This is a genomic window from Aestuariirhabdus litorea, from assembly GCF_003864255.1.
Lineage (GTDB): Bacteria > Pseudomonadota > Gammaproteobacteria > Pseudomonadales > Aestuariirhabdaceae > Aestuariirhabdus > Aestuariirhabdus litorea.
This window is the reverse complement of record NZ_QWEZ01000002.1, coordinates 288,024-310,979: the sequence shown is the minus strand read 5'-3', so window position 1 is coordinate 310,979 and position 22,956 is coordinate 288,024. Positions and strand designations below refer to the sequence as shown.

Sequence of the window (22,956 nt, the reverse complement as noted above, 5' to 3'; positions counted from 1 at the left end):
AGCGTTTCGAGTGCAGGCGCTGCCGGGTCAGGGCAGTGCCAGCCAGCGCACGATGTGTCCCCGCTGGTCCAGTAGCTGCCAGAGTACCTGGGTGTCAACGTCCATGGTGCAACGGTTGCTGAGGGGGTGGCACTGAATCCGGGGAACCGATTCCAGGGAGGCCTCCACGATGGCCTCAACCCGGTGCCCAGGGTCGTTGAGGAGCGAAAGCAGTGACAGCGCCCCCGCCTCGGTCCCCAGCAGCAGGCTGAGCTCCTCCGCACTGGCCATGCTCAGGCGTGAACAGCCCAGCAGTGCGGCCAGCCCCTTCAGGTCAACCCGCTGGGAAGGATCCGTGCACAACAGGAAGTAACGCTGCCCCTTGCGCTCCTTGAGTAACAGGTTCTTGGCCGCCACGCCGGCCAGGCCCGCGGCGTGGCGATCGGCCTGCTCGCAGGTGAATACCGGCTCATGATGACGGTATCGAATGGAGGGCTGAAGCAACTTGAGCAGGTTGATCAGCTCGTCAGAACAGACCCTTTCGGCGCTGGGCACCGGCGGGGTGTCGAGCCTCATCAGTCCTCGCCCACCAGAGTAATGATGTTGTTGTCGTAGTCGAGAAGGTGAACCAGCCAGCCGCCCCAGCTCTGCTGCTCGGGAGGGCCGGTGAACTCGACCCCCAGGTGATCGAGCTCCTCGTACTCGGCGTGAATATCCTCGACCGCCAGGGAGATGCCGCTAAAGCGACCCACCAGATCGGAGTCCGCATCGTCCAGCTGCTCCAGGATCAGCTTGGCAGGACCGGTGTTAAAGAGGGCAAACCCCGCCTCCTCATCGCAGCTGCTTACCTCCAGCCCCAGGGTCTCTTCATAGAACGCGAGCGCGTTATCAAAATCCCGGGTAAATACTCGTACAGCGTTGATAAGGTACATTCTGTGTTCCTGCTTGATTTGAGTCACTATTCTGGCACAGTCGTTTGGTACCGCCTAGGGATACAATAGAGCGGCGCAGGCCTATGGATAGATTCCTTGCTATGGAACAACAATGAAAAAGTTATTTTTACCCGCCATTTTTTTGGTTCTGGGCTATGGGTTTTGGGTGAGCCCGCAGTTCAAGGAGATCAGTGCGGGTGTCGCGATTTTCCTGTTCGGAATGCTGTCGTTGGAGGAGGGGTTCAAAGCCTTCACTGGCGGGGTGCTTGAAAAGCTGCTCAAGGGCGCGACCAACCGACTCTGGAAGAGTCTCAGCTTCGGCTTCATCACTACCTCTATCATGCAGTCCAGCTCGCTGGTCTCGCTGGTGACCATCTCCTTCCTGAGTGCGGGCTTGATCGAGCTGGCTCAGGGGGTTGGTATCATCTTTGGTGCCAATATAGGGACCACCACCGGGGCCTGGCTGGTAGCGGGCCTGGGTATGAAGGTCAACATCTCATCCTACGCGATGCCGATCCTGGTGTTTGGCGTGATCCTGATGTTTCAGGCCAACCGCATGCTCAAAGGGGCGGGCTACATCCTTTCAGGGCTCGGCTTTCTGTTCCTCGGTATTCACCACATGAAAGAGGGATTTGAGGCCTATCGGGGGAGCATTGACCTGGTCGCCTACGCGATGCCTGGTATCCTCGGGGTTCTGGTGTTTACCCTGATTGGCACTCTGGCGACCGTGGTCATGCAATCCAGCCATGCCACTCTGGTGCTGATAATTACGGCGTTGGCGGCCGGCCAGATCAGCTATGAGAATGCGTTGGCGCTGGCGATTGGCGCCAACATCGGCACCACCATTACGGCGATATTGGGGGCACTGAGTGCCAACATTGCGGGTAAACAGTTAGCCGCTGCGCACCTGATCTTTAATGTCGTGACTGCGGCCATAGCGATCGGCCTTTTGCAGCCGATGGCACTGCTGGTCGATAGCTGTGCCCAATGGCTGGGTATCGCAGACGATAACTATATGCTGAAGCTGGCGATCTTCCACACCCTGTTTAACCTGGTTGGGGTGCTGGTGATGCTGCCCTGGATTCGCCATCTGGTGCGCTGGTTGAAACGCACCCTTCTGCCACGTAATCGTCGCAGGGTGGCTGAACTCGTGGCAGGGCAGGAGGACCGCCGGATCGAACCCGAGAGGCCCCGCTACCTGAAGGCGGCAGTATTAAGCTATCCGGATACGGCCCTCGAGGCGATTATCCGGGAGGTGCGGCACCTGTTCGACAATGCGTTTGGGGTAATGTCCCACGGCCTGTTCCTGCATCGCAGCGATCTGCTCTCGGATAAGCCGTTGCAGGAGGTGGTTGAGCGGGCGGGGATCCCAAAGAGCCAGGTGGATGTGGATAAGCTCTATAAGATGCAGGTTCGCGCGATTTACTCCGAGTTGATCGCCTTTGCCGCCCGGGCCCAGACCGGCATGAGCGAGTCGCAAATGCAGCTCTTGTTCGCCCTTAAACTGGCCAGCCGGGATATCGTTGAGGCGGTCAAGGATGTTAAACACCTGCAAAAAAACATGCGTGTCCAGCTGCAGCAGGGTACACCCGTTATGCAGCAGCAATACAACAATATCCGCATCCAGCTAGGGAGTTTGTTGCGGGAGTTGAGCCGGATGCGTGGGCAGGGGTCTGCCGAAGAGACACTGTTGACGCTGGCTCGACTGAAGCGGGAGATGCTGAAGGTCGATATTCTCAGCAGTGGCGTGCTCGACCAGCTTATCCGTGGTGATGAGATCTCAGAGTCGGACGCAGCGTCGCTGATTAACGACTACAGTTATGCGCTCAGGGTCGCACAAAACCTTCTTGCAATGGCCGAGGTGCTGTTCAGCGCCTCCTCCAGCGGAGCGCCCAGTGTGGAACAGGCGATTGCGCTCGATAGCGTTGATATCGAACAGCTCTTGCAGGCTGATAATATTGACAGGGAGGGGGTATGACGGACAAGGTAAAGTACCGGAAGCTGTTGCGCAGGGTAAAGGCATTTCTGGATGCGGATTTTCGGGCCCAGGTGCAGATGCGTGAGGATATTCAGCAGGTTTTAGGTAAGCTGAAAAAACGCCAACATAAGCTTCAGCGGTTGGTGGATGAGGAGTTCGACGCCGGGGCCCAACGGCAGCTGGCTGAGGAACTGGAGCTGGTCAAGGCACAACGCAAGAAGGGTATAGAGGTGTTGCGCTCACTTGACCGAGACCCCTCCTGAGCAATGTTCAAGGGAGTGCTAAATGCGGATCAAGTACAACGTAGCGGTAGTCGGCGCCGGAATCAGCGGCTCACTGGTGTGCAGGCACCTGGCCGATGCCGGATTCAAGGTCACCCTGTTCGACAAGGATCGTAGCGCGGGAGGCCGATTAAAAAACCTGTTGCTCGATGGGCAGGCGGTGGATATAGGCGTGCCCTACATTCCAGGTGATTCGGAACTGCTGAACGGCTTGAAGCAGCGCTGGTTAGATGAGGGAGTGGTGACCCCCTGGACGGTGCCGGTCTACGATTTTCGAGCCAATGGTGAGCCTTTTGTCCGTGAGGAGAAGACCCTGTTTTTGGGGGTTGAACGCCAGTCCGTGTTGACCGACACCCTCCTGCAGGGGGTTGACCTGGTTGGAGATACCCGGGTGGTAAGCGCAACCGCAGAGGACGGCTGGTACCTTCGTTGCCATCAGGGGGAAACCCATGGACCCTATGATTTTTTGATACTTGCCATGCCGGCGCCCAAGGTGGCCCTGCTATTGAAGGAGTTTCCGGGCCTGCAAGCCATGGCCCGCAGCGTTCAATACATCCCCTGCTGGACCAGCGTACTGGAGTTCGAGGAGCCGCTGGACCCCGGTTTTGACGTGGCCCACGCCAGCGATCGTTTTAACGGTTTCCCCGGACTCAACCCGCTTTACATGCTGGTCCATCATAACGCCAAGCCCGGGCGAAAGGCTGCCAAGGATACCTGGACCCTGCACTGGTGTGCCCGAGAAAGCCTGGAGTATAAGGATGTCAGCTCGGATGAGATTTCAGAACGCAGCCTGATAGCCCTTGAACAGCTACTCGATCGCCCTTTGCCCGCGGCGACCGTGCATAACCAGCACTGGCTGCATTGCCAGGCCATTGATCGACTCAACGAAAACAGCTATTACCTCGATAGTGATATCCACATGGGCCTTTGCGGAGACTGGTTTGAGCCCGGAGGGCTGGTGGGCGCCGTTGCCAGCGCAGAGGGGCTCGCAACGGCGGTGATCAAGGCGATACAGCGTTAGACGCCGATGTTTTTCAGCAACTCCAGCACCTGGCGAGCGGCAGTGGCGATCGCCGGGTGACTCTCTCCAAAGCGGATCGCCTCCTCCTCGAGCTTATTCAGCAACGTTTCCGAGGGCGCCTCCAGATCAGGGTCGGCCAGGGTGTGATTGATCTCGTCGGCGATTTGCCGCAGCTCCGCAGTGGTGCACTCGTCGGCCGCTTCCACATCCTCTATCACCTTGCGGAGGTTGTTGACCTGCTCGTATAACCGCTCTTTAGGCATGATAATTCCTTTTTTCGATGGGCTTCACTGCTATCATCATACGCCGAATGCACAGCTGGTTAAACGCACCAGCAGGGTCAACATATCAACGGGAGAGTTGGGGATGAAGTATCAACACCAGTGGTACGAGGGGCGGGAGATTGACCTGCCGGTCGGGAAGGTGGTCTGTGTCGGGCGCAATTATGCGGCCCATGCCCTGGAACTTAACAATCCGATTCCTGACACCCCCATTTTGTTTATCAAACCGTCGACGGCACTGGTGCCTCTCGAAGAGTCGCTTTCCCTGCCCTCGCAGTGGGGCGAGGTTCACTATGAAACCGAACTGGCAATCCTGGTGGGCGAGCCTCTCAGCGGTGCCGGTCCTGAGCAAGCAGTGGCAGCCATCACCGGTATAGGGCTCGCGCTTGATCTTACGCTGCGCGACCTGCAGTCGGAACTCAAGAGCAAGGGCCACCCCTGGGAACGAGCCAAGGCGTTCGACGGTGCCTGCCCTTTGAGCCGGTTTGTGCCCGTTGCAGAGCTGGGCGCGCTGGACAAGTTGCACTTTACCCTGTCGATCAATGGCGAGCCCAGGCAGTCGGGAGACAGTGGTCAGATGCTGACACCGATTGCCGCCTTACTGGCCCACGCAAGCGAGAGCTTTACCCTGCTGCCGGGGGATGTGGTGTTAACCGGGACTCCTGCCGGGGTGGGGGTATTGCAGGCCAGGGACCAGCTGCAGCTGGATTTGCAAAGTCGTGCCCGCTTCTCCACCCGCGTTATGCCAAGCTGAGCCGGACGCTTGTTGTAGCGAGCGCCTGGCAGTGTAATAGGGCGCAGCCCTGTCTGAGGGTGCGCTACAGGCGTTACCCGCCAGGGTCGACTCCCTGAGCAAGGAGAGCGGCATGAGCCGATTAACCACCCACTATCTGGGTCTCACACTGGACAGCCCGCTGGTGCCTTCCGCATCACCGCTGACACGGCAACTGAAAAGCTGCCATGAGCTGGTGGAGGCGGGAGCTCCGGCCTTGGTCATGCACTCGCTGTTTGAAGAGGACGTTAAAAGCGCGTTATCTGCAGCCCGGGGTCAACGCCTGGTAGAGCGCCACCTGAATCAGCTGATGACGCTCAAGCGGGAGCTGGGTATACCGATTATTGCGAGCCTTAATGGCTCGTCCCTTGATGCCTGGGTCGACTACGGTACTCAGTTGCAGCAAGCGGGTGCAGATGCGCTGGAGATCAATATCTACTTCGTGGCTGCCGATGCCGAGCTGAGCCCGATGGAGGTTGAGTACCGTTATCTGGGCATCATCGGTGCCCTGAAGCAAAAGGTGGCCCTGCCCATTACGGTGAAGCTCAGTGCCTACCTCTCTTCACCGGTCAATATGGTAAAACGCTGCCGGGAGATGGGGGCAGAGGGGGTGGTGTTGTTCAACCGCTTTTACCAGCCGGTGGTGGATCTTGAAACCTTGTCGGTGGTGCCGCAGATACAGTTCTCCTCCTCTACCGAGTGTGCCGAGCGTATTCGCTGGGCGGCGATTATCCGTGGCCAGGTAGATATTGATCTGGCTCTCACGGGAGGGATCAACCGCTGGCAGGATGTGGCACGGGCAATCGCCGCTGGCGCCGATGTCACCCACCTCTGTTCCTTGTTGTTACAGCAGGGGCCGGACAGCCTCCGCCACCTGAGGCGAGAGTTGCTGGCCTGGATGGACGACAGGGGCTTTGAGTCCCTTGAGCAGTTCCGGGGAATCGCCTCCCAGAAGCGGGTGATGGATCCAGCAGCCTGGGAAAGAGTCAGCTACCTCAAAGTGCTCGACGCCTACGAATGAGAGGTTGCGGGGACGGTTGCTGGCTCCCCCATGCTGCCCTTGGATTTCGTTATACGCACTCCTGTCTCGGCAACTACGGATTGGGTGAGAGGGCAACGCCGGATAAGCTGTTTTGACCCCTAGCCCGGCATCTTACCCCAGCGTATACGCGATGCCTCTCAGTTGGAGAGACCATGAACACCACCGAATTGAATCAGGCCGTTGCGCCTACTACGGCTTCTCCCTCACCACGTATCGAACGCTTTCTGAATGCCATCGAATATGCGGGTAACAAACTGCCGGACCCTGCCATTCTCTTCCTGATGGCGATGATCTGCGTGTGGATCCTCTCCGCGCTCTTTTCGCAGTTCAACTTCGAGCTGATCCACCCGGCCACCGGCGAGGCGGTCCAGGTCAGTAATCTGCTGACCGGGGAGAGACTGGCAGACTTTCTCTCCTCAATGGTGACCACCTTTACCAGTTTTGCCCCCCTGGGCATCGTGCTGGTTGCGATGCTGGGCGTGGGGGTTGCCGAGCAGTCCGGCTTTATTAACACGGGGCTCAAAAAGCTGCTGGGGGTGACCTCGCCACGCTTCCTGACACCCATGCTGATTTTGGTCGCCATCGTCAGCCACACGGCTGCCGATGCGGGGTATGTGCTGGTCATCCCCTTGGGCGCCATTATTTTCCAGGCAGCGGGACGCCACCCCCTGGCCGGGATTGCCGCCGCCTTTGCCGGGGTGTCGGGGGGCTTTGCGGCCAACTTTATCCCATCGGGGATCGATCCCTTACTGCAGGGTTTTACCCAGTCGGCGGCGCAGATCCTGGACCCGAGCTATCAGGTAAACCCCCTTAGTAATCTGTTCTTTACCGGTGCCTCCTCCCTGTTGATCGTACTGCTGGGCTGGTATGTCACGGAGAAAGTGGTAGAGCCCAGACTGGCCCGGGTGGAGATCGATGAAGAGGCCCGGGAGGGCGATTCGCTGAGCCACTACAGCGCGCGTGAAGGGCGGGCCTTCCACTGGGCGTTGGCCTCCATGGTCGTCGGCATCGGCCTACTGGTGCTGGCTGCTTGGCCCGACGACTCCCCCCTGCGCTCCCCCGCCGGTGAGCTGACGGCCTTCTCTGCGCCGCTTATGAAGTCCATTGTGCCCTTGATCTTCCTGCTGTTTGTGCTGCCGGGGGTGGTGTATGGCTTTTGTTCCGGGAAATTCAAACGAGGCTCCGATGTCATCGAGGCGATGAGCAACACCATGAACACCATGGGCTCCTACATGGTCATGGCGTTCTTTTGTGCCCTCTTTATCAAAGCCTTTGCGGACTCCAATCTGGGGGCTGTGATCGCCCTAAGCGGAGCCGATCTGCTCAAGTCCCTGCAGCTGTCAGGGGGAGTGACCGTCGTCGGGCTGATCTTTCTGGTGGCCCTGGTGAACCTGATCGTAGGCTCTGCATCCGCCAAGTGGGCGCTGATCGGGCCGGTGCTGGTACCCATGTTGATGGCGGTAGGCATCTCACCGGAACTGACCCAGGCCGCCTACCGGGTTGGAGACTCGGCTTCCAATATCATTACCCCGCTGATGGTCTACTTCCCGCTGGTGGTGGTTTACTGCCAGCGCTACGTCAAATCAACCGGTGTGGGAACCCTGGTGTCAATGATGCTGCCCTACTCCGTGACCTTTCTTGCGTTCTGGCCACTGTTTTTGTTGGCCTACTGGGCGCTGGGTTTTCCCTTGGGTTTGCAGGCACCCTATAGCTATCCGGCCCCCTGAGCCGCGCTGGTTAAGATAGAGGGGGTGGCGATCCCTGCCGCCCTGTGTAATGGTTAACGCTAGGGTGCGGTTACCTCAGGAGGTTAAAGATCAATGGAGTGGTTACAGGCGAACCTACGATCGGTGGCGGCGTTGAGAGCAGGCTATCGGGCGCTGCTGTTGCCTTTGGTGCTATTGATAGCCGGCTGTGCACCGGTCAGTCAGCTGGTCGCCCCTCCCCCCGATGCCGCCAAGGCAGAGGCAGCCTACCAAGAGGGGGCGCGCTACAGTGTGGGCGCGGGTGTGGAGCAGGATTACGGATTGGCGTTAAAGCACTATCGCGAGGCGGCTCGTTACGGATCCGTACCCGGGTCCTACATGGTGGGCATGAGTTTCTATACAGGCCGTGGTGTCCAGGTGGATTACGCCGAAGCGCGGCGCTGGCTGCTGAAGGCAGCAGAGGGCGGTTACGCTCGCGCACAATATCAACTGGGTAAGCTGTATCTGGATGGTCTGGGAGGCGCTAAGGATGCTGCCTGGGGAGCACGCTGGATCGGTATGGCTGCGTACCAGGGGCACGCTCGTGCGCAGTTTGCCTACGGCATCGCCTGGAGCCAGGGGCTCGGCCTGCCCCAGGACACGGTGCGGGGGTTGAGCTGGTTGATCCGGGCTGACAACCAGAAGCTGGCCGAAGCGGCGGAGGTGCGGCGGTCACTGGCCAAAGGGATGAATGCAGCCCAGCGTGCCCAGGCCCAGGCTGAAGCACGCAAGTCGCTGCCCTACAATGAGGGGCTCAACAATCTTCCGACTCGACTCTTTGTTCAGCAGCGGTTAACGGAAAAGGGTTATAACCCTGGGGCGGTGGATGGGCTGTTGGGGACAAAAACAGGCGCCGCCCTGATGCAGTTTCAGGGCGACGCCGGGATAGCCGTAAGTGGGGAGGTGGATGAGGCCACGCTGAACCAACTGCGAGACCTCTATTTTTGGCAGCCGCTGCTTAATTGATACCCAGCAGGTCGTTCACCGCTGACACAACGCTGTCGTCAACTTCTTTGTTGGCGGCGGCGGCCAACGCTTCCATAGACGCCTCATCAGCCGCCGCGATGGAGTCGGCCAGCCCGTTGGTCTCGGCTTCTGCGACCGCTTCATCCAGCGCTGTCTGGGCGGTGTCTATCGCCTCCTGCGTGGCGTTGGGGTCGTTTTTCAGGTCATTGAGCGCGGTCTCCAGTGCTTCAATGTTGCTCTGCTGGCTCTGATAAGCCTCATTCAGCGAGAGCGCTTCATTGACGGCCGCTTCATAGGCTGCGATTCGACCGACCGCTGAATTGGGTGAAGCGTTGGCCCGTGCCGTTGCCGATGCGTGAGCGGCGTTCAGGCGCCCCAGAGAACTGGCCACAGCCCCGTGGTTATTACCCAGCCCTTTGCTGCCTTTGTCTTTTCCGTCAACGCCCTTTGTGTGCCCATAGGCATTGCCCATGCCGTTGTTGCTTTTGCCTTCCGACTTGCTTCCGCCGTTGCCTTCGCCATTACCCCCACCATTACCTCCGCCATTACCTCCGCCATTACCACCCTTGGCAAAGGCCTGGGCACTGGAGGGCAGGTCAAACAGGGGAGCAGCGAGCGGGGCTGCCAGCAAGGTGGCACCCAGCAGGAGGCTTAAGGAGATCTGTTGGAGTTTGTGGGGGCGAGTCATGGCGGTCACCTTAATGCTGTGTTTAGTGGTTAAAGTGTAGACGATTTGAATCTGAGAAAGTTGACGTAGTCCCCATTCAGCGACGATAGGTGGTAAACCATGGTTTTGTTGATAGTCGTCAACGATCCGCCACGGGGAAATTGGCGGGAGCGCGAGTTGGAGACCAGACTGAGGCTATAGGAACCCTATGGGAGACAGCCATAGCTGTCGGGAGTTAGGTGATGCAGCAACTGATTGCACGGTTGATTACAGACCACAAGCATCTTGAGCGGGTACTGGGTTACCTGCGCCGTGAGATGTATAGCTTTTCGGGGGGCGATGACCCACCCAACATGGGGCTGATTTTGGATGCGATGGAGTATATCCAGAACTATCCAGAGGCCTTTCACCATCCGCTCGAAGAGCGGATCTATGAGCAGATGGTCCCCCATATAGAGGACGCCGAGCTTAAAACGATGTTGCAGCGGATAGGCGTGCAGCACCAGCAGCTGCAGCAGGCGTCGAGTCGTTTGCAGGCGGACTTCCATGCAGTAGCGAATGACCAGGCGGTGCCCGTTGAGCGGCTGCTGGCCGACTTTAAGGCTTACGATGAGCTGATTGCGGAGCATATGGCCTGTGAAAATCGCTACCTGATTCCCGCCATTGAGCGCTACCTGAGCCCACAGGCGCTGGAACAGATCCGGATTGAACTGGATGCGCGCCCCGATCCCCTGTTTGGGGGCCAGTTAATGGCCCAGTATGAAGAGCTATATCGCTACTTGGTGGATACCGAGTCCAGTGCCTGAGGGGGGGGAGTTGAGCGAATAGCGAGCCCCTGTTCGAGGCGGGTCAGCCAGAAGCTTGAAAAGACAAAATAGCCGAGCAGCCCCATCCACCCGCTGGTGGTCAGCTGGATCTGTTCCAGCGCTACCAGCAGCAGGGCTGTAGCGGCACTCAGCGCCATGCGCCACTTCTCGTGCGGAACAAAGCCCGTCTTACCCTCGAGCATGTAACCGATAGAGAACAGGCTATAGCCCTGTAGCAGGGTCAGTAGTGCCGTAAACCACAGCGGGTGCAGGTGGCTGATCGCCATGATCCAGGTAGTGAAGCCGATCATCAGTGCAAACTGGAACAGCACATAGGCCTTGAGGGCAGCGGGGATTTTGATATCAAAGGGGGTGAAGTGGTCGAGGTCGGTCCGGGTGAGCGGGTAGCGTTCGGCCACATCGGCGGGGCGCCACCCGGTTCGGCGGAACCAGATACCCATCCGATCCTGCCAGCGGCTGGCGTGGCGAGCATCCTCGAGCATCTGGGCGTAGTGCTGTAAGTTGGCCCAAAGGGGGTTCCAGCTGGCCAGGGGTTTGCGCACCCCATAGATGATGGTTTCCTCTTCACGCTCTTCGGCAAAAGTGCCGAGCAGGCGGTCCCACAGGATAAAGACCCCGCCGTAGTTATGGTCCAGATAGCGCGGATTTTGAGCGTGGTGTACCCGGTGGTTGGAGGGGGTCACGAAGATCCACTCCAGCGGACCAAGTTTGGGAATGTGGCGGGTGTGGACCCAAAACTGGTAGAGCAGGTTGATGGCTGCCACGGTGGCAAAAACCAGGGGCGGAAATCCCGCCAGCGCCAGGGGCAGGTAGAAGATCCAGCCAAAGATAAACCCGGTGCTGGTTTGTCGCAGCGCAGTGGTCAGGTTGTACTCTTCGCTCTGGTGGTGCACCAGGTGCGCGGCCCAGAGGATGTTTATCTCGTGGCCGAGGCGGTGAGCCCAGTAGTAGCAGAGGTCGTAGAGGATAAAGGCCAGTGCCCATACCCAGAGTTGGTCGCTGCCGAGGCTCGAAAGCCGCCACTGCTCGTAGGCAAACACATAGATCCCCAGAGTGGCGGCTTTACTGAGCACCCCGGTGGTGATGCTGAGCATCCCGGCACTGAGGCTGTTAATGCCATCGTTGACGCGGTAGTAGTCGCGTCCGCGCCACCAGCCCGCCAGTAGCTCGATAAAAATCAGCCCGAAGAAAACCGGGATGGCATAGACGATGTAGTTCATCTGCGCGTCGCTGTTCATAGTGCTCTCATGATACCGCTGTTTTTATTGTGCAGGCCGCTCGGGTAGGCAGCCTTCCACTCGATCTGGGGGATATGTTAGCGTCATCAGAGCCTGGGTTGGTAGTCACAAGCCGTCTCAGGGGCTCTCGGATAACGACAGCACAGGGAGAGGACGCACATGAAGAGAAGGCTTGGGTTCTGGAAGGGAACACTGTTGCTGGTGGCGATGCTGCTGGTGGCGGCGGTGGTCGGCCTCTGGCCTTACCGCCACGCGCTGTTTGTGGCGCCGCAAAGCCTGGCTCAGGTCGCGGAGCAGCTGGAGCCCTATTACCAGCTGTTTACACCCAGTGGGGAGGGCCCCTTTCCAGCGGTCGCGGTGTTTCACGGCTGTGCAGGGCCCGAGCCCGGGCTGTCGCTGTCGCGGGCGACATGGCTTAATCAGCAGGGTTACGTCGCTCTGTTGGTCGACAGTTACTCCGGGCGAGGTTTAAGGGCAGATGAGGTGTGCTCGGGCCATCGCCTCTGGGGTAACCAGCGGGTCAATGATGTGCATGCTGCGCTGGCCTACCTGCGAACCCGGCCCCAGGTAGACCCGCAGCGGATGGCTCTGATGGGCTATTCCCATGGTGGCTGGACGGTGCTCGATGCGCTGGCCTATGGGGACAAGCGGCCGATGGGGGCCCTTGAGCCACAGCCGGATGGGTTGCTTGGTGTGAAGGCGGTGGTTGCCTACTACCCTTACTGTGAGTTTCCGGCGCACTTCGCTACCGGCTGGCAGGTATCGGTACCGGTGCTGGGCTTGCTGGCCGGCCAGGATTCGGTGGTGGATGTGCAGGCTTGCCTGAGCCTGTTTGATCGCCAGCAGGTCGGCGGTGCGGCACTGGAGTATGAGCTCTACCCGGCGGCTGATCATGTTTTTGACGGTGAGGGCAGCCAGAGCCGCTATGACCCCCTGGTGGCGGAGCAGGCCCTGGCTCGGGTGGCGCAGTTTCTGGCGCGCCATTTTCAACAGTAAAAAGGGAGGAGTGTGACATGAGCAAAAGAGTGGCGGTGGTGTTGTCGGGGTGCGGGGTGTTTGACGGCTCCGAGATTTACGAGACCGTGATCACCCTGTTGCGGCTGGACAGCAGCGGCAGCAGCTACCAGTGTTTTGCACCGGATATACCCCAGCACCATGTGATCAACCACCTGACCGGTGAGCCGATGAGTGAGGAGCGCAACGTCTTGGTTGAAGCCGCCCGCCTGGCGCGTGGAAAGATCAAGCCCCTCGACCAGCTGGATGTCGAGCTGTTTGAGGCATTGATTATTCCGGGAGGCTTCGGAGCAGCGAAAAATCTCTCCGATTTTGCCTTCAAGGGGCAGCAGTTAAGCGTATTGCCGGTGTTGCAACGCGTGGTGAAGGCGTTTTGCGATGGCGGCAAACCGATAGGCCTGATCTGTATCGCCCCGGCGATGGCGGGCAAATTGTTTGGCCAGGGAGTGACTTGCACCATCGGCAACGATGCCGATACCGCCAGTACGGTCGAGGCTACGGGAGCAGTCCATCGGGAGTGCGGTGTCGATGGCATTGTGGTCGACCAACAGTTCAAGCTGGTCAGCACGCCGGCGTATATGTTGGCTGGCAGGATCACCGAAGCGGCCAGCGGGATCAATAAACTGGTCGACAAGGTTCTGGAGCTGGCGTAGTCTGCGTCGCCCTGCTGTGAGGAAAATGGATGAGCGAAGTAGATGAGTTCCTGCCGGAGATCCGGCAGGCCGTAATCGATTTTATGAACCGGGTACCTTTCAATAAGCTGGTGGGTTTTACCCTGACCGAGATCACGCCGGATAAGGTCTGCCTGACGCTGCCGATGCGGCCCGATCTGGTGGGGAACTTTATTACCGGTATCCTGCACGGGGGGGTAATCTCCTCCATGATCGATGTGGCCGGTGGCGCCATGTCCCTGGTGGGAGCCTTCCGTAACCTGGAACACCTGCCGTTGGAAGAGCGGGTATTGCGACTCTCCAAGATCGGTACCATTGACCTCAGGATCGATTATCTCCGCCCGGGCCGGGGGGAGCGCTTCGATGTGACTGCCACCCTCTTGCGGGCAGGTAATAAGGTTGCTGTGACCCGGGCCGAGTTTTTTAACGACCAGGGCGAGCTCTGTGCGGTGGGCACCGGCACCTACCTCTGCGGCTAGAGGGAGATCAACACGGGGCCGAACTTCAGCCGCCAGGGACCCGTGAATCGACAGGGAACAGCGCGGTGAGGCATTAGGGTGAACGCAGAGATAGGGTTTGTTTTTGGGGTGCTGGCGATTACCGTAGCACTCTTTATCTGGGACCGCATACGGATGGACCTGGTGGCACTGGGCGTGGTGCTGGTGTTGGCGCTGTCGGGCATCATCACCCCTGCCCAGGCGGTATCCGGATTTGGTAACAGCATTGTGGTGATGATCGCGGCCCTGTTCGTGGTGGGTGAAGCCCTGTTCCGAACCGGCGTGGCCGCCGCCACCGGGCAATGGATCCTGCGAGTGGGTGGCCGCAACGAGCAACGACTCCTGCTCCTGTTGATCCCTGTGGTGGCGCTGCTTTCCGCTTTTATGAGTTCCACCGGTGCGGTCGCCCTCTTTATCCCGGTGGTGATGAGCATTGCCCGCAGCACCGGTATGAGCCCTTCCCGTCTGTTGATGCCGCTGGCGTTCGCCTCCCTGATTGGGGGGATGCTCACCCTGATCGGGACCCCGCCCAATATAGTGGTCAGTGGCTTGATGACGGAGGCGGGTCTGGAGGGGTTCGGGTTCTTCGATTTCACTCCCATTGGTCTGTTGATTCTGCTGGTGGGATTAGCCTATCTGGTGTTGGTGGGGCGCCGCTTGCTGCCCGCCGGTGCTACTGAGGCGGATGGCCCCCACACCCCCCTGCGGCGCCTGAGCGACTTTGCCGAGCGCTACGGTATTGAGAACCACCTCTATCGCCTGCAGGTACTGTCGGGCTCACCGCTGATCGGCAAGACCGTGGTCGAAGCGGGCGTGCGCACCCAGTATGAGATCACCCTCTACGGTATCCGTCGGCGGGGGAAGCTGCTGTCGAGCATGTTGCCGGTATTGGCGGAAACCCGCATAGAAAACGGTGACTACCTGATGGTCTACGGTGAACTGGCGGATATTCTGCGCTTTTGCGACCAGCAACGCTGCGCCGAAATGGGGTTCCCCGAAGTGGAGCGCGAGCGCGCCCGCAAGGAGTTTGGGGTGGCTGAGGTGTTGGTCTATCCACAGTCACGGCTGCTGGGAAAAACCATCAAGTCGGGCCGCTTCCGCGAGCAATACCACCTCAGTGTGATCGGCATGAAGCGCAATAATGAACCGGTGACGGCGCAGTTCAACGGCGAAACCCTGCAGGCCGGAGACACCCTGCTGTTGCTGGGCGGCTGGAGTTTTATTGAAGCCCTGAGGAGCAATAGCGACTTTGTGGTGATCGACACCCCCGCCGAGGTGAATGAGGTGCCCACCCGCGCCGCCAAGGCCCCCCTGGCGCTGGCCATCATGGTCGGAATGTTGGTGGCCATGGTGGCTGGCTGGCTGCCCAGCCTCAGCGCTATTCTGCTGGCGGCCGTAGCGATGGTGGCCAGCGGCTGTGTCACTTTGCCGGAAGCCTACCGCTCCTTCAATGCCATGAGCCTGGTGCTGATCGCAGGCATGCTGCCGCTGGCCCTGGCGATGGATAAAACCGGGGCGCTGGGGCTACTGGCCGACCAGCTGATCAACCACTTGGGGGAGAGTTCGCCGCTGCTGGTCTGTCTGGTGCTGTTTTTGCTGACCTCCCTGTTCAGCCAGTTTATCTCCAATACCGCTACTACCGTACTGGTGGGCCCTATTGCATTGGCCACGGCCCAGGGGCTGGGGCTGAGCCCGGCACCCTTTATGATGATGGTGGCGATCGCCGCCTCCACCGCCTTTTGTACCCCTATCGCCTCGCCGGTCAACACCCTGGTGCTGGCGCCTGGGAACTACCGCTTTATCGATTTCGTGAAGGTGGGCGTACCGCTGCAGTTGCTGGCACTGGGGGTGGCTATGGTGGCGGTGCCCTGGGTGTTTCCCTTTGCGGCGGTTTAGGAATAATCAGGAGAGAAGGGACGGTAGATCGATGGCCTCTGAGCGAGAAGAGCAAAGCCCCCACAGCGATGGGCGTCGTTACCGGGTCTCCAGCGGGCGCGGACAGGCGCGCCACCGGGTACGCTATATCGAGGGCAATAGCCCGCGGGGCTGTCCCTTTGTCGAGGGAGTACCCGCTGCCGATGGAAAGCGGGAAAGGAGCGAGAAAGAGGAGTAGGCTCAGATCTCGCTGCAGGAGGATCCCAGGGAGAAGCAGCTGAAACAGCGGTGATGTTTCATGCTGACCCGCTGACTCAACGCCTCCCGCAGGCTTCTGCCCTGGTTGTAGTCGTCGTCATCGTCCACCAGGGTGCAGGCGTAGACCCCCAGCTGGCCGCGCTTCTTGACGATCATCTTGCTGAACGCACACATAAACTGGCGTCGACTCTCTTCGTTCTGGTAGTGGGTCATACAGTGCTCGGTGATGTCGGGCACATCGGCGTGGGACCCCGGTGGCAGGAAGTCGGGAAAGGCGACCAGGCGCAGGTCCGGATCCAGCCCCTGCTCGATAAACAGCTGTCGATACTGCTTTTCCACGGCGCCACTCTCTTCACCGGCCCTCATCTGGCGAGCGACTGAGAGGTGAAAACCCAGCTCCTGTAGCAATTTCATCCCCTGCAGAGCTTGCTGGAAGCTACCCTCTCCCCGGCCGGCGTCGTGGGCGGCCGGTTCCGGGTAATCGAGGCTGACACGAAAGGAGACCGGGTGGTTGCAGGCGAGCAGTTGTTTCAGCTGTTCCCGGCGCTGGTGCAGGGGGTCCGTGGCGTTGGTCAGTACCAGGCAGGGGCGATGGTTCGCCGCGTATTGCAGCACCTTGATGATCTCACGGGCGACAAAGGGCTCGCCACCGGTAAAGGAGAACTGCTCGACCCCCAGCTCCACCGCTTCGTCAATATAAGGGCGTACCTCCTCCAGCTTGATCAGCTCGATGCGTGTGTCAGCTGGCCCCGACCCTTCCAGGCAAAAATTGCAGGACAGGTTGCACGCGGTGCCGGTATGAAACCAGAGCTCCTTGAGGCGATGGGGCTCAATGTAGCCTCGGCGGTCGCCGTTTGCGGTATAGTTCCAACTATCCAGATCATCGGAGTTGACGACGTTGATCATCTGCATAACGCGAAAAGACCCCTCTGGTGCGTGCGGTATTTGCTGCTTGGGTTATAGGACCGTGCAAGCGATCATAAGCTTTCAAGTAATCCTGCCTGAATTTGTGGGCAGCGTCACTCACCCCGCGCTGATGCCCGCTCCTGTGCGGTTGGCGGGAGGCCTGCCATGCTGACGACAGCGCAGCTTCGAACCCTTGAAGAGTGGCTGTCGCAGTCCTGGGGGGAGCGGGCTCACATCCGCTCGGTGGTGTCAGTGAACGGTGGCGACATCAACCAGGCCTGGCGCCTGGAGGGCACCCCCGGAACGGCGTTCCTGAAAACCAACCGGGATCGGGACAACCGCAACTTTGACACCGAAGCAGGGAGCCTTGAAGCCCTGGGCGCCTGTGGGGCGGTCCGTGTCCCGAGCGTACTCCATTGCCAGCGCTGGCAGGGTGAAAACTACTTGCTCCTGGAGTACCTGGCGCTGCGCCCGGGCAACGGTGAGGTCCTGGGGCGAGCGCTCGCTCGGCTGCATCGGCAGGCCATCCACGAGCACTATGGGTGGCCCGAGGATAATTTTATCGGCCTGACACCGCAGCTGAACCGGTGGAGCCAGAACTGGGCCGAGTTTTATGCCCGTTGCCGTATTGGCCCGCAACTGGTGCTCGCCAACCAGCGAGGGGCCGGCCTGGGCGACCCGGAGGGGTGGATAAAGCGGGTTGAGAACCGGCTCGCCGGCCATCAACCCGAAGCGTCCCTGCTCCATGGGGACCTCTGGTCAGGCAATGCGTCCCTGACCCGCGAGGGGCACCCGGTCCTGTTCGATCCCGCCAGTTATTACGGCGACCGCGAGACCGACCTGGCCATGAGCCGGCTATTTGGCGGCTTTTCTGAGTCCTTCTACCGCGCCTATCAGGAGCAGTGGCCGCTGGCGCCCGATTACACCGAGCGCGAACCTCTCTACCAGCTCTATCATGTCCTCAACCACTTCAACCTGTTTGGCGGTCATTACCGGGCCCAGGCCCAGCGCATACTCCAGCGGTTGGCATAGCTGGTCGCCATATAGCCCTTTGAATCAAAATCGTAGAGCTAATTCAGATTCGATCGTAAAGGCTGGGACTCCCTGCACTATACCTAGAGTGCATCACTCTGGATTTGGTGGTGGGTGTTTAGTTGGGCTCCCGGGCGGGAGGAGGGTCTATGGCAAAGCGAATTTTACTCTTTCTGGATGGCAGCTGGGTGAATACTGCGGGGCCGTCCCCCAGGGGGAACCTGCAGCGCCTGATGGAGATGGTGACCTCTCCCGATGAAGGTGAGCCGACCCAGTTGGTCTACTACGACAGTGACCACCACTCGGCGTTGCACTGGCGCACGCTGCTGGGGGTGGGGGTGAGGAGCCAGGTGCTGCGCGCCTATGATTACCTGATCACCCACTACCAGAGAGGCGATCATATCTACTGCTTTGGAGCCAGCCGGGGAGCCTGGGTGGCCCGTCACCTTTGTGGATTCCTTGACCGGGTCGGCTTGCTGCCGATGCAACGACGGGATCAGGCCTACCCTGCGTACCGGCTCTACCGGATCGAACAGCAACGTGGCCTGCGCGATTCTGAGCGCAGCGCCTACGAGAGCTGTTACCGCCACAATGCGCTGCCCGAGGTGCGCATGCTCGGGGTGTGGGACACCCTGGGAGCGGAGGGGGTGCCGGTGCCGGGGTTCATGAGTCTTTCGGCTCGCATTGGCCTGCGGTTGGGGCGCCAGACCATGGTGCCGACGGTCCACGTAGCCCGCCAGGCGATGGCGCTGGATGAACTGCGAGCCCCCTTCAAGGTGGCGCCCTGGCTAAGCCTGGGCAGCGAACCTGGCCAGCACCCCGAGGTAGAGCAACTTTGGTTTGCCGGCAGTCATGCCGATGTGTGCGGCTACGGTGATCCCTATTTGGGGGACCGATCCCTGTTGTGGATGGCGGAGGAGGCGCAAGAGGCCGGTTTGGCCCTGCGACCGGAGGCGTTGCAAGGGTTGCGGTACCGGATCACCCGCCAGGAGCAGCAAAGTGAATCCCAGACCGTAAAAAATGGACACTCGCCCCAGGTGACCCGGGCCTACAGCCAATACTACCGTTATCTGGAGCGTATCGGTTGGCATGCGGAGTCCCGCGCGGTAGGCAGCCGCCAGCGCGCTGAACGGGGCAAGGAGCCGATTCTGGGGGAAGCGGTACACCCCAGTGTGGATACCGTTATTGGTGTCAAAGCGGGCTTTTACCGCCCCGCCAACCTGCTGGAGGCGCTGGCCAGTGGCCAGGTGCGCTACGCCTATGGCTATCAACCCCAGTACAGCCCCCGTTACTACCCCGACAGCGAGCGAAGGCGAGGCGAGCGCGAGTCCTGCCTGGATGTGGCAGAGCTCAACCTGGAGGGGGGGAATTACGAGTGCCTGGTGCTTGACCGGTCCGAGTCGGGGCTCGGTATTCGCTGTAAGGGTCCGTTGCGGGAAGGCTCGGTGATCAGCCTAAAGGCCCATGCCGAACGGCGCAGGGCCCGGGTGATGTGGGTTCACGAGGAACGTGCAGGGATCGCCTTTGCGGCTTGATCCCTGCACCCGTGGGCGGGCTTAGCCGGTGAGCTTTCGCCACAGCGCCCTACTGATCATGCGCACCTTGGTATTGAGTGGCATGCGCTTGAGGTTGGTACTGACGGCGCCCCCGGTGAAGCGGGTCGGTTTGCTGTAGTCGATGCGCACATCCAGCACCACAGGACGCCCCTGGTCGCAGAGAGCGAGCGCCTGTTGCAGCACCGAGTCGATATCCTCGTTGCTGTTCAGGGCCAGGTATTCGGTTCCCGTCGCCAGTGCGACCCCCGCCAGATTAAGCCCCTTCAGCAAGGTGCAGGTCTTGCGGTTGTAGGGGATCTGTTGCGCCTGTGCGATCTGCGACAGTTCACCGTCGTTGAACACCACATAGAGGGCGCCGGTACCCAGCGAGTTGGCGGTGACCAGTTCCATGCAGGTCATCATAAAGGCGCCGTCGCCAATGATGCCCACCACCTGCTGATCGGGGTTGGCCAGCTTGGTGGCAGTGGTGGCCGGGACCGCATAGCCCATGCAGTTGAAATCGGTGGGGGAGATAAAGTGCCCCACTTCATGGATGGGCATTAATTCGGCGGTGAGGAAGGTGTGGTTACCATCGTCCGCCACCACCCAGGCGTCATCCCGCAGCTGCTGGCGCAGGGTGCTGAAGAAGCGGGCCGGGTTGACCCGCTCGCCGCTGTTGTGGGCAAACCACTCTTCCAGGTAGGCGCGTTTGTCCGCCGCGATGGCGTCACGCAGGGAGGGTTCGGCGGGGCGAGGCTGCAACGCCTCCAGCTTCTGGCGCAGGCGCCCCAGCAGTTCGTTGGCATCCCCTTCAAGGGCAACGGTGGCGGGGAAGTTGTTATTAAGCACCGCTGGGTTGATGTCGATATGAATCAGTTGGGAGGGCACGGGCATGCCGTAGCTGCCGGTGGCGATCTCCCCGAAGCGGGTACCTACGGCCAACAGGCAGTCGCATTCGGCAAAGGCCTTTTCGGCGGCGGGCACCGAGTGGGGACCGAAGCTCATGCCGGTGTGCAGCGGGTGGTTGGCCGGAAAGGCGCTGAGCCCCTGCAGTGTGGTGCATACCGGAGCGTTAAGGTGCTCGGCAATGGCGATGCTGTGCTCGCTGGCCCCCAGTGCGCCCCACCCCAAAAACAGCCCGGGCCGACGTGCCTGCAGCAGCAGTTGTGCCGCGCGCTCCAGCTCGGCGTCGTCGATACGGGGAGACGCTTCTTCGGCAGGCTGGTATGCGGGCAGTGAGTCCACTGTCCCCTGGTCCAGCTGGATGTTAACCGGGATCTCCACAAACACCGGTCCCGGCTCGCCGCTGGTGGCGACCCGGTAGGCCTCATAGAGGGTGGGGATTACCTCGGCGTGGGTGGCGACTTTCCAGGTGCCCTTGGTGATGGGGGCGAGCAGGGCGTGCTGATCCATTTCGTGCAGTTGGTAGCGGTAATCGGAGTCGCTGCGGATACCGCCCGCGATCACCAGCATGGGGATGCCATCGAGGAAGGCTTCGCCGATCCCGCTGGCTGCGTGGGTCACCCCGGCAGCCGGTACGATCAACAGGGTACCGATGTGGTCTGAAGTGCGGCTGATGGCATCCGCCATAAAGGCCGCTCCCCCCTCGTGGGTTACCAGCACCGGGGTGACCTGTTCGGATTTGTTGAGTTCGTCGTAGAGTTCGGTGTTGTGCACCCCTGGAATACCGAAAGTGTGGGTAACACCGATCTGTTCGAGGGCGTAACGTGCTAACCAGGCGCCAGTTTTTTTCATTGTTGTTGTCCGTTTGTGGTTACAGGGATGGGTTAAGTGACATGGAGTGGTGTGGTTTCCGGGCCTGAGTTGTTCAGGGATCCTGGAGGATTTGTTGGGCGGCGTTGCGGGCGGTCAGGATGCAGCCGGAGAGGAAGGTCCCCTCCAGTGAGCGAAAGCCGCTGGCGCCCCCGCCCCCAAAGCCGGCAGCCTCGCCCACTGCGAAGAGCCCGGGGATGGCCTCCCCCTGCCCATCGAGCACCCGGCTGCTGAGGTCGGTTTGGATGCCGCCCAGGCTTTTGCGGCTGATCAGGTTCAGCTTGATGGCAATCAGAGGACCGCTGGATGGGTCGCGGAGCGGCCGGGGTTTGCAAGTGCGCACCCGGTCCGAGCGCCATTTGCGGGCGTGTTCGATGCGGCGTAGTTGGTCGTCGTTGAACAGGGCGCTGCCCCGCGTGATACCGGCATCGTAGTGGCTAACGAGGGCGTCGAGGCGATGCGGGTCGATATAGGGCTGGTCAGTCAGGCGGTTCATCTGCGTCACCAGCTCAGGCAGGCTGTCCGCGACCAGGAAATGGTCGCTCTGCTCCTGCATCTGGCGCACCAACCGGTGATTGCCCAGCAAAGTCTCCTTGAGGAAGGCGAACAGCTTGCGGTCGCGGATCTTTACATTATGCTCGCTGCCGGAGATGGCGAACTCGCGGGCGGCAATGCGCCAGTTGAGGAGCTGCCAGGTCCAGGGTTTTTCCTGCTGGCTGACACGCTGGCAGAGGTAGTTGGTGTCAAAGCCGGTGACCAGTGGTTCCGGGCCGATGCGGTCGCCTCGGTGGTCCAGCCACAGGGCCGACTTGCAGGGAATCAGGCTTAGTCCGTGCCCCGCGAAGTGGGGCTGGGGGTGGGGGATACCCGCCGCGTAGTTCCACATCTTGTCGAGGTGGGTGAGTCGTCCACCCAGGGCGCTAACGCAATCGTGGAGTGTGCCATCGGCGAAGGGATGGGCGCCGTTAAGGATCTCGGCGGGGGGCTCTCCCCAGGGGCGATACCAGTTCTGCTTGACCCGCTCGACGCTGCCATTGATGCCGCCGGTGGCCACCACTACCTGCTCGGCCCGTACGCGAAAGGTGCTGCCATCGGCCTCATTGATCCCCGTGCAGCCGCGCTCCTGCTCACTGCATAGCAGCTCGGAGACGCGGTGCTGGTGCAGAATCTGCAGTTGGTCGGCGTTGGGATGCTGTCTGAGCTGCTGGATAAGGGTCTCGGCAAGATGCCAGCCAGTGCCCCAGAGTACATGGTAGCGGGGCACTGAGTTGCCGGGGTGGTAGAGGCCTCGTTCTACCCAGTTGACCGCCGGGAAAAACTTGAGCCCACGGCTCCGCAACCAGTGGTAGACCCGCTCCAGGCAGTGCTCGGTGTAGTGCTGGGCCCAGGCTTTTGGCCAGTGGTCACAGTCGTCAAAATTGGCGAAGCTGTGCCAGTCCTGCAGGGCCAGCTCGGGGGAGTCGGCGATCTTCATGCGCCGCTGTTCCGGGGTATCCACCAGCGCCATGCCGCCGAAGGCCCAGCGCGCCAACCCCCCCAGACGTTCCGGGGTGTCTCGGTCGACCAGAACCAGCGGACGGTTGAGTTCCAACAGCTCCAGTGCGGTAACGATACCGGCGATGCCGCCGCCGATAATAAGAGTGTGACAACTGCGAGTGGTCATGGA

General features: G+C 60.5%; 23 protein-coding genes. 15 read left to right on the top strand and 8 right to left on the bottom strand.

Features of this window, described 5'->3' with window-relative positions:
* Positions 1-27 precede the first annotated feature (27 nt).
* Positions 28-555, bottom strand: a complete 528-nt coding sequence (locus tag D0544_RS11480; protein WP_125016271.1) for a YbaK/EbsC family protein — start codon at positions 553-555, stop codon at positions 28-30.
* Positions 555-911, bottom strand: a complete 357-nt coding sequence (locus D0544_RS11475; RefSeq protein ID WP_125016269.1) for a VOC family protein — start codon at positions 909-911, stop codon at positions 555-557. Before D0544_RS11475 ends, D0544_RS11480 begins: the two co-directional genes overlap by 1 nt.
* Positions 912-1,023: 112 nt before the next feature.
* On the opposite strand from D0544_RS11475, the gene D0544_RS11470 reads away from it, so the two are divergent.
* The 3 genes from D0544_RS11470 to D0544_RS11460 are packed head-to-tail and all read left to right on the top strand — an operon-like array spanning position 1,024 to position 4,191.
* Positions 1,024-2,889: a Na/Pi cotransporter family protein gene (locus D0544_RS11470; protein WP_125016267.1), complete on the top strand. Its 1,866-nt coding sequence runs from the start codon at positions 1,024-1,026 to the stop codon at positions 2,887-2,889.
* Positions 2,886-3,152 (top strand): hypothetical protein, encoded by a 267-nt coding sequence (locus tag D0544_RS11465; RefSeq protein WP_125016265.1) that lies wholly within the window; start codon positions 2,886-2,888, stop codon positions 3,150-3,152. Before D0544_RS11470 ends, D0544_RS11465 begins: the two co-directional genes overlap by 4 nt.
* A gap of 22 nt (positions 3,153-3,174) precedes the next feature.
* Entirely contained in the window at positions 3,175-4,191 is a 1,017-nt protein-coding gene (locus D0544_RS11460; RefSeq protein WP_125016263.1) for an NAD(P)/FAD-dependent oxidoreductase, read from the top strand.
* On the opposite strand, the gene D0544_RS11455 is transcribed toward D0544_RS11460, so the two are convergent.
* Entirely contained in the window at positions 4,188-4,454 is a 267-nt protein-coding gene (locus D0544_RS11455) for a DUF4404 family protein (RefSeq protein ID WP_125016261.1), read from the bottom strand. The two genes, D0544_RS11460 and D0544_RS11455, sit on opposite strands and share 4 nt — an antisense overlap.
* Positions 4,455-4,557: 103 nt before the next feature.
* On the opposite strand from D0544_RS11455, the gene D0544_RS11450 reads away from it, so the two are divergent.
* From D0544_RS11450 to D0544_RS11435, 4 genes are all read left to right on the top strand, one after another.
* On the top strand, positions 4,558-5,226 hold the full coding sequence (locus D0544_RS11450) for a fumarylacetoacetate hydrolase family protein (protein ID WP_125016259.1): 669 nt from the start codon (positions 4,558-4,560) through the stop codon (positions 5,224-5,226).
* A gap of 112 nt (positions 5,227-5,338) precedes the next feature.
* Positions 5,339-6,265 carry a dihydroorotate dehydrogenase-like protein gene (locus D0544_RS11445; RefSeq protein WP_125016257.1) on the top strand — a complete coding sequence of 309 codons (927 nt, stop codon included), beginning with the start codon at positions 5,339-5,341 and terminating at the stop codon, positions 6,263-6,265.
* Positions 6,266-6,438: 173 nt separating this feature from the next.
* Positions 6,439-8,013, top strand: coding sequence for an AbgT family transporter (locus tag D0544_RS11440; protein WP_125016255.1), 1,575 nt, complete (start codon positions 6,439-6,441; stop codon positions 8,011-8,013).
* A gap of 93 nt (positions 8,014-8,106) precedes the next feature.
* Positions 8,107-8,997, top strand: a complete 891-nt coding sequence (locus D0544_RS11435; RefSeq protein ID WP_125016253.1) for an SEL1-like repeat protein — start codon at positions 8,107-8,109, stop codon at positions 8,995-8,997.
* Here D0544_RS11435 and D0544_RS17165 read toward each other — a convergent pair.
* Entirely contained in the window at positions 8,990-9,685 is a 696-nt protein-coding gene (locus D0544_RS17165; protein ID WP_207905865.1) for a hypothetical protein, read from the bottom strand. The two genes, D0544_RS11435 and D0544_RS17165, sit on opposite strands and share 8 nt — an antisense overlap.
* A 221-nt stretch (positions 9,686-9,906) precedes the next feature.
* On the opposite strand from D0544_RS17165, the gene D0544_RS11420 reads away from it, so the two are divergent.
* Positions 9,907-10,470, top strand: coding sequence for a hemerythrin domain-containing protein (locus D0544_RS11420; protein WP_125016247.1), 564 nt, complete (start codon positions 9,907-9,909; stop codon positions 10,468-10,470).
* Here the strand turns inward: D0544_RS11420 and D0544_RS11415 are convergent.
* Positions 10,440-11,729 carry a sterol desaturase family protein gene (locus D0544_RS11415; RefSeq protein WP_207905864.1) on the bottom strand — a complete coding sequence of 430 codons (1,290 nt, stop codon included), beginning with the start codon at positions 11,727-11,729 and terminating at the stop codon, positions 10,440-10,442. The genes D0544_RS11420 and D0544_RS11415 overlap by 31 nt on opposite strands.
* A 159-nt stretch (positions 11,730-11,888) precedes the next feature.
* On the opposite strand from D0544_RS11415, the gene D0544_RS11410 reads away from it, so the two are divergent.
* The 5 genes from D0544_RS11410 to D0544_RS11390 all read left to right on the top strand — a co-directional run bounded on the left by D0544_RS11410 (position 11,889) and on the right by D0544_RS11390 (position 16,024).
* Complete coding sequence (locus tag D0544_RS11410) at positions 11,889-12,725, top strand: dienelactone hydrolase family protein (protein WP_125016245.1); 837 nt, start codon at positions 11,889-11,891, stop codon at positions 12,723-12,725.
* Between the two features lie 17 nt (positions 12,726-12,742).
* Positions 12,743-13,396 carry an isoprenoid biosynthesis glyoxalase ElbB gene (elbB, locus tag D0544_RS11405; protein WP_125016243.1) on the top strand — a complete coding sequence of 218 codons (654 nt, stop codon included), beginning with the start codon at positions 12,743-12,745 and terminating at the stop codon, positions 13,394-13,396.
* A gap of 29 nt (positions 13,397-13,425) precedes the next feature.
* Entirely contained in the window at positions 13,426-13,893 is a 468-nt protein-coding gene (locus D0544_RS11400; RefSeq protein ID WP_125016241.1) for a thioesterase family protein, read from the top strand.
* Between the two features lie 78 nt (positions 13,894-13,971).
* Positions 13,972-15,807: an SLC13 family permease gene (locus tag D0544_RS11395; RefSeq protein ID WP_125016239.1), complete on the top strand. Its 1,836-nt coding sequence runs from the start codon at positions 13,972-13,974 to the stop codon at positions 15,805-15,807.
* Positions 15,808-15,838: 31 nt separating this feature from the next.
* Entirely contained in the window at positions 15,839-16,024 is a 186-nt protein-coding gene (locus tag D0544_RS11390; protein WP_125016237.1) for a hypothetical protein, read from the top strand.
* Positions 16,025-16,026: 2 nt separating this feature from the next.
* Here the strand turns inward: D0544_RS11390 and D0544_RS11385 are convergent, their stop codons facing one another.
* Positions 16,027-16,956 carry a radical SAM protein gene (locus tag D0544_RS11385; protein WP_125016235.1) on the bottom strand — a complete coding sequence of 310 codons (930 nt, stop codon included), beginning with the start codon at positions 16,954-16,956 and terminating at the stop codon, positions 16,027-16,029.
* 159 nt (positions 16,957-17,115) lie between these two features.
* Between D0544_RS11385 and D0544_RS11380 the strand changes: the two genes are divergently transcribed.
* Complete coding sequence (locus D0544_RS11380) at positions 17,116-17,982, top strand: fructosamine kinase family protein (RefSeq protein WP_125016233.1); 867 nt, start codon at positions 17,116-17,118, stop codon at positions 17,980-17,982.
* Positions 17,983-18,131: 149 nt separating this feature from the next.
* Positions 18,132-19,517 carry a phospholipase effector Tle1 domain-containing protein gene (locus D0544_RS11375; RefSeq protein ID WP_125016231.1) on the top strand — a complete coding sequence of 462 codons (1,386 nt, stop codon included), beginning with the start codon at positions 18,132-18,134 and terminating at the stop codon, positions 19,515-19,517.
* A 21-nt stretch (positions 19,518-19,538) separates the two neighbouring features.
* Here the strand turns inward: D0544_RS11375 and D0544_RS11370 are convergent, their stop codons facing one another.
* Both D0544_RS11370 and D0544_RS11365 read right to left on the bottom strand, forming a co-directional pair.
* Positions 19,539-21,272 carry a thiamine pyrophosphate-binding protein gene (locus tag D0544_RS11370; protein ID WP_125016229.1) on the bottom strand — a complete coding sequence of 578 codons (1,734 nt, stop codon included), beginning with the start codon at positions 21,270-21,272 and terminating at the stop codon, positions 19,539-19,541.
* Between the two features lie 73 nt (positions 21,273-21,345).
* Positions 21,346-22,953, bottom strand: coding sequence for an FAD-binding dehydrogenase (locus tag D0544_RS11365; RefSeq protein WP_125016227.1), 1,608 nt, complete (start codon positions 22,951-22,953; stop codon positions 21,346-21,348).
* Positions 22,954-22,956 lie beyond the last annotated feature (3 nt).

Bases quoted from the DNA above. Each gene is read 5' to 3' on its own strand.
- D0544_RS11450 (WP_125016259.1), top strand. From the start codon at position 4,558: ATGAAGTATCAACACCAGTGGTACGAGGGGCGGGAGATTGACCTGCCG.
- D0544_RS11420 (WP_125016247.1), top strand. From the start codon at position 9,907: ATGCAGCAACTGATTGCACGGTTGATTACAGACCACAAGCATCTTGAG.
- D0544_RS11475 (WP_125016269.1), bottom strand. From the start codon at position 911: ATGTACCTTATCAACGCTGTACGAGTATTTACCCGGGATTTTGATAAC.
- D0544_RS11415 (WP_207905864.1), bottom strand. From the start codon at position 11,729: ATGAACAGCGACGCGCAGATGAACTACATCGTCTATGCCATCCCGGTT.
- D0544_RS11455 (WP_125016261.1), bottom strand. From the start codon at position 4,454: ATGCCTAAAGAGCGGTTATACGAGCAGGTCAACAACCTCCGCAAGGTG.
- D0544_RS11470 (WP_125016267.1), top strand. From the start codon at position 1,024: ATGAAAAAGTTATTTTTACCCGCCATTTTTTTGGTTCTGGGCTATGGG.
- D0544_RS11445 (WP_125016257.1), top strand. From the start codon at position 5,339: ATGAGCCGATTAACCACCCACTATCTGGGTCTCACACTGGACAGCCCG.
- D0544_RS11365 (WP_125016227.1), bottom strand. From the start codon at position 22,953: ATGACCACTCGCAGTTGTCACACTCTTATTATCGGCGGCGGCATCGCC.
- D0544_RS11375 (WP_125016231.1), top strand. From the start codon at position 18,132: ATGGCAAAGCGAATTTTACTCTTTCTGGATGGCAGCTGGGTGAATACT.
- D0544_RS11380 (WP_125016233.1), top strand. From the start codon at position 17,116: ATGCTGACGACAGCGCAGCTTCGAACCCTTGAAGAGTGGCTGTCGCAG.
- D0544_RS11480 (WP_125016271.1), bottom strand. From the start codon at position 555: ATGAGGCTCGACACCCCGCCGGTGCCCAGCGCCGAAAGGGTCTGTTCT.
- D0544_RS11400 (WP_125016241.1), top strand. From the start codon at position 13,426: ATGAGCGAAGTAGATGAGTTCCTGCCGGAGATCCGGCAGGCCGTAATC.
- D0544_RS11390 (WP_125016237.1), top strand. From the start codon at position 15,839: ATGGCCTCTGAGCGAGAAGAGCAAAGCCCCCACAGCGATGGGCGTCGT.
- D0544_RS11385 (WP_125016235.1), bottom strand. From the start codon at position 16,956: ATGCAGATGATCAACGTCGTCAACTCCGATGATCTGGATAGTTGGAAC.
- elbB (WP_125016243.1), top strand. From the start codon at position 12,743: ATGAGCAAAAGAGTGGCGGTGGTGTTGTCGGGGTGCGGGGTGTTTGAC.
- D0544_RS11370 (WP_125016229.1), bottom strand. From the start codon at position 21,272: ATGAAAAAAACTGGCGCCTGGTTAGCACGTTACGCCCTCGAACAGATC.
- D0544_RS11465 (WP_125016265.1), top strand. From the start codon at position 2,886: ATGACGGACAAGGTAAAGTACCGGAAGCTGTTGCGCAGGGTAAAGGCA.
- D0544_RS11440 (WP_125016255.1), top strand. From the start codon at position 6,439: ATGAACACCACCGAATTGAATCAGGCCGTTGCGCCTACTACGGCTTCT.
- D0544_RS11410 (WP_125016245.1), top strand. From the start codon at position 11,889: ATGAAGAGAAGGCTTGGGTTCTGGAAGGGAACACTGTTGCTGGTGGCG.
- D0544_RS11460 (WP_125016263.1), top strand. From the start codon at position 3,175: ATGCGGATCAAGTACAACGTAGCGGTAGTCGGCGCCGGAATCAGCGGC.
- D0544_RS17165 (WP_207905865.1), bottom strand. From the start codon at position 9,685: ATGACTCGCCCCCACAAACTCCAACAGATCTCCTTAAGCCTCCTGCTG.
- D0544_RS11435 (WP_125016253.1), top strand. From the start codon at position 8,107: ATGGAGTGGTTACAGGCGAACCTACGATCGGTGGCGGCGTTGAGAGCA.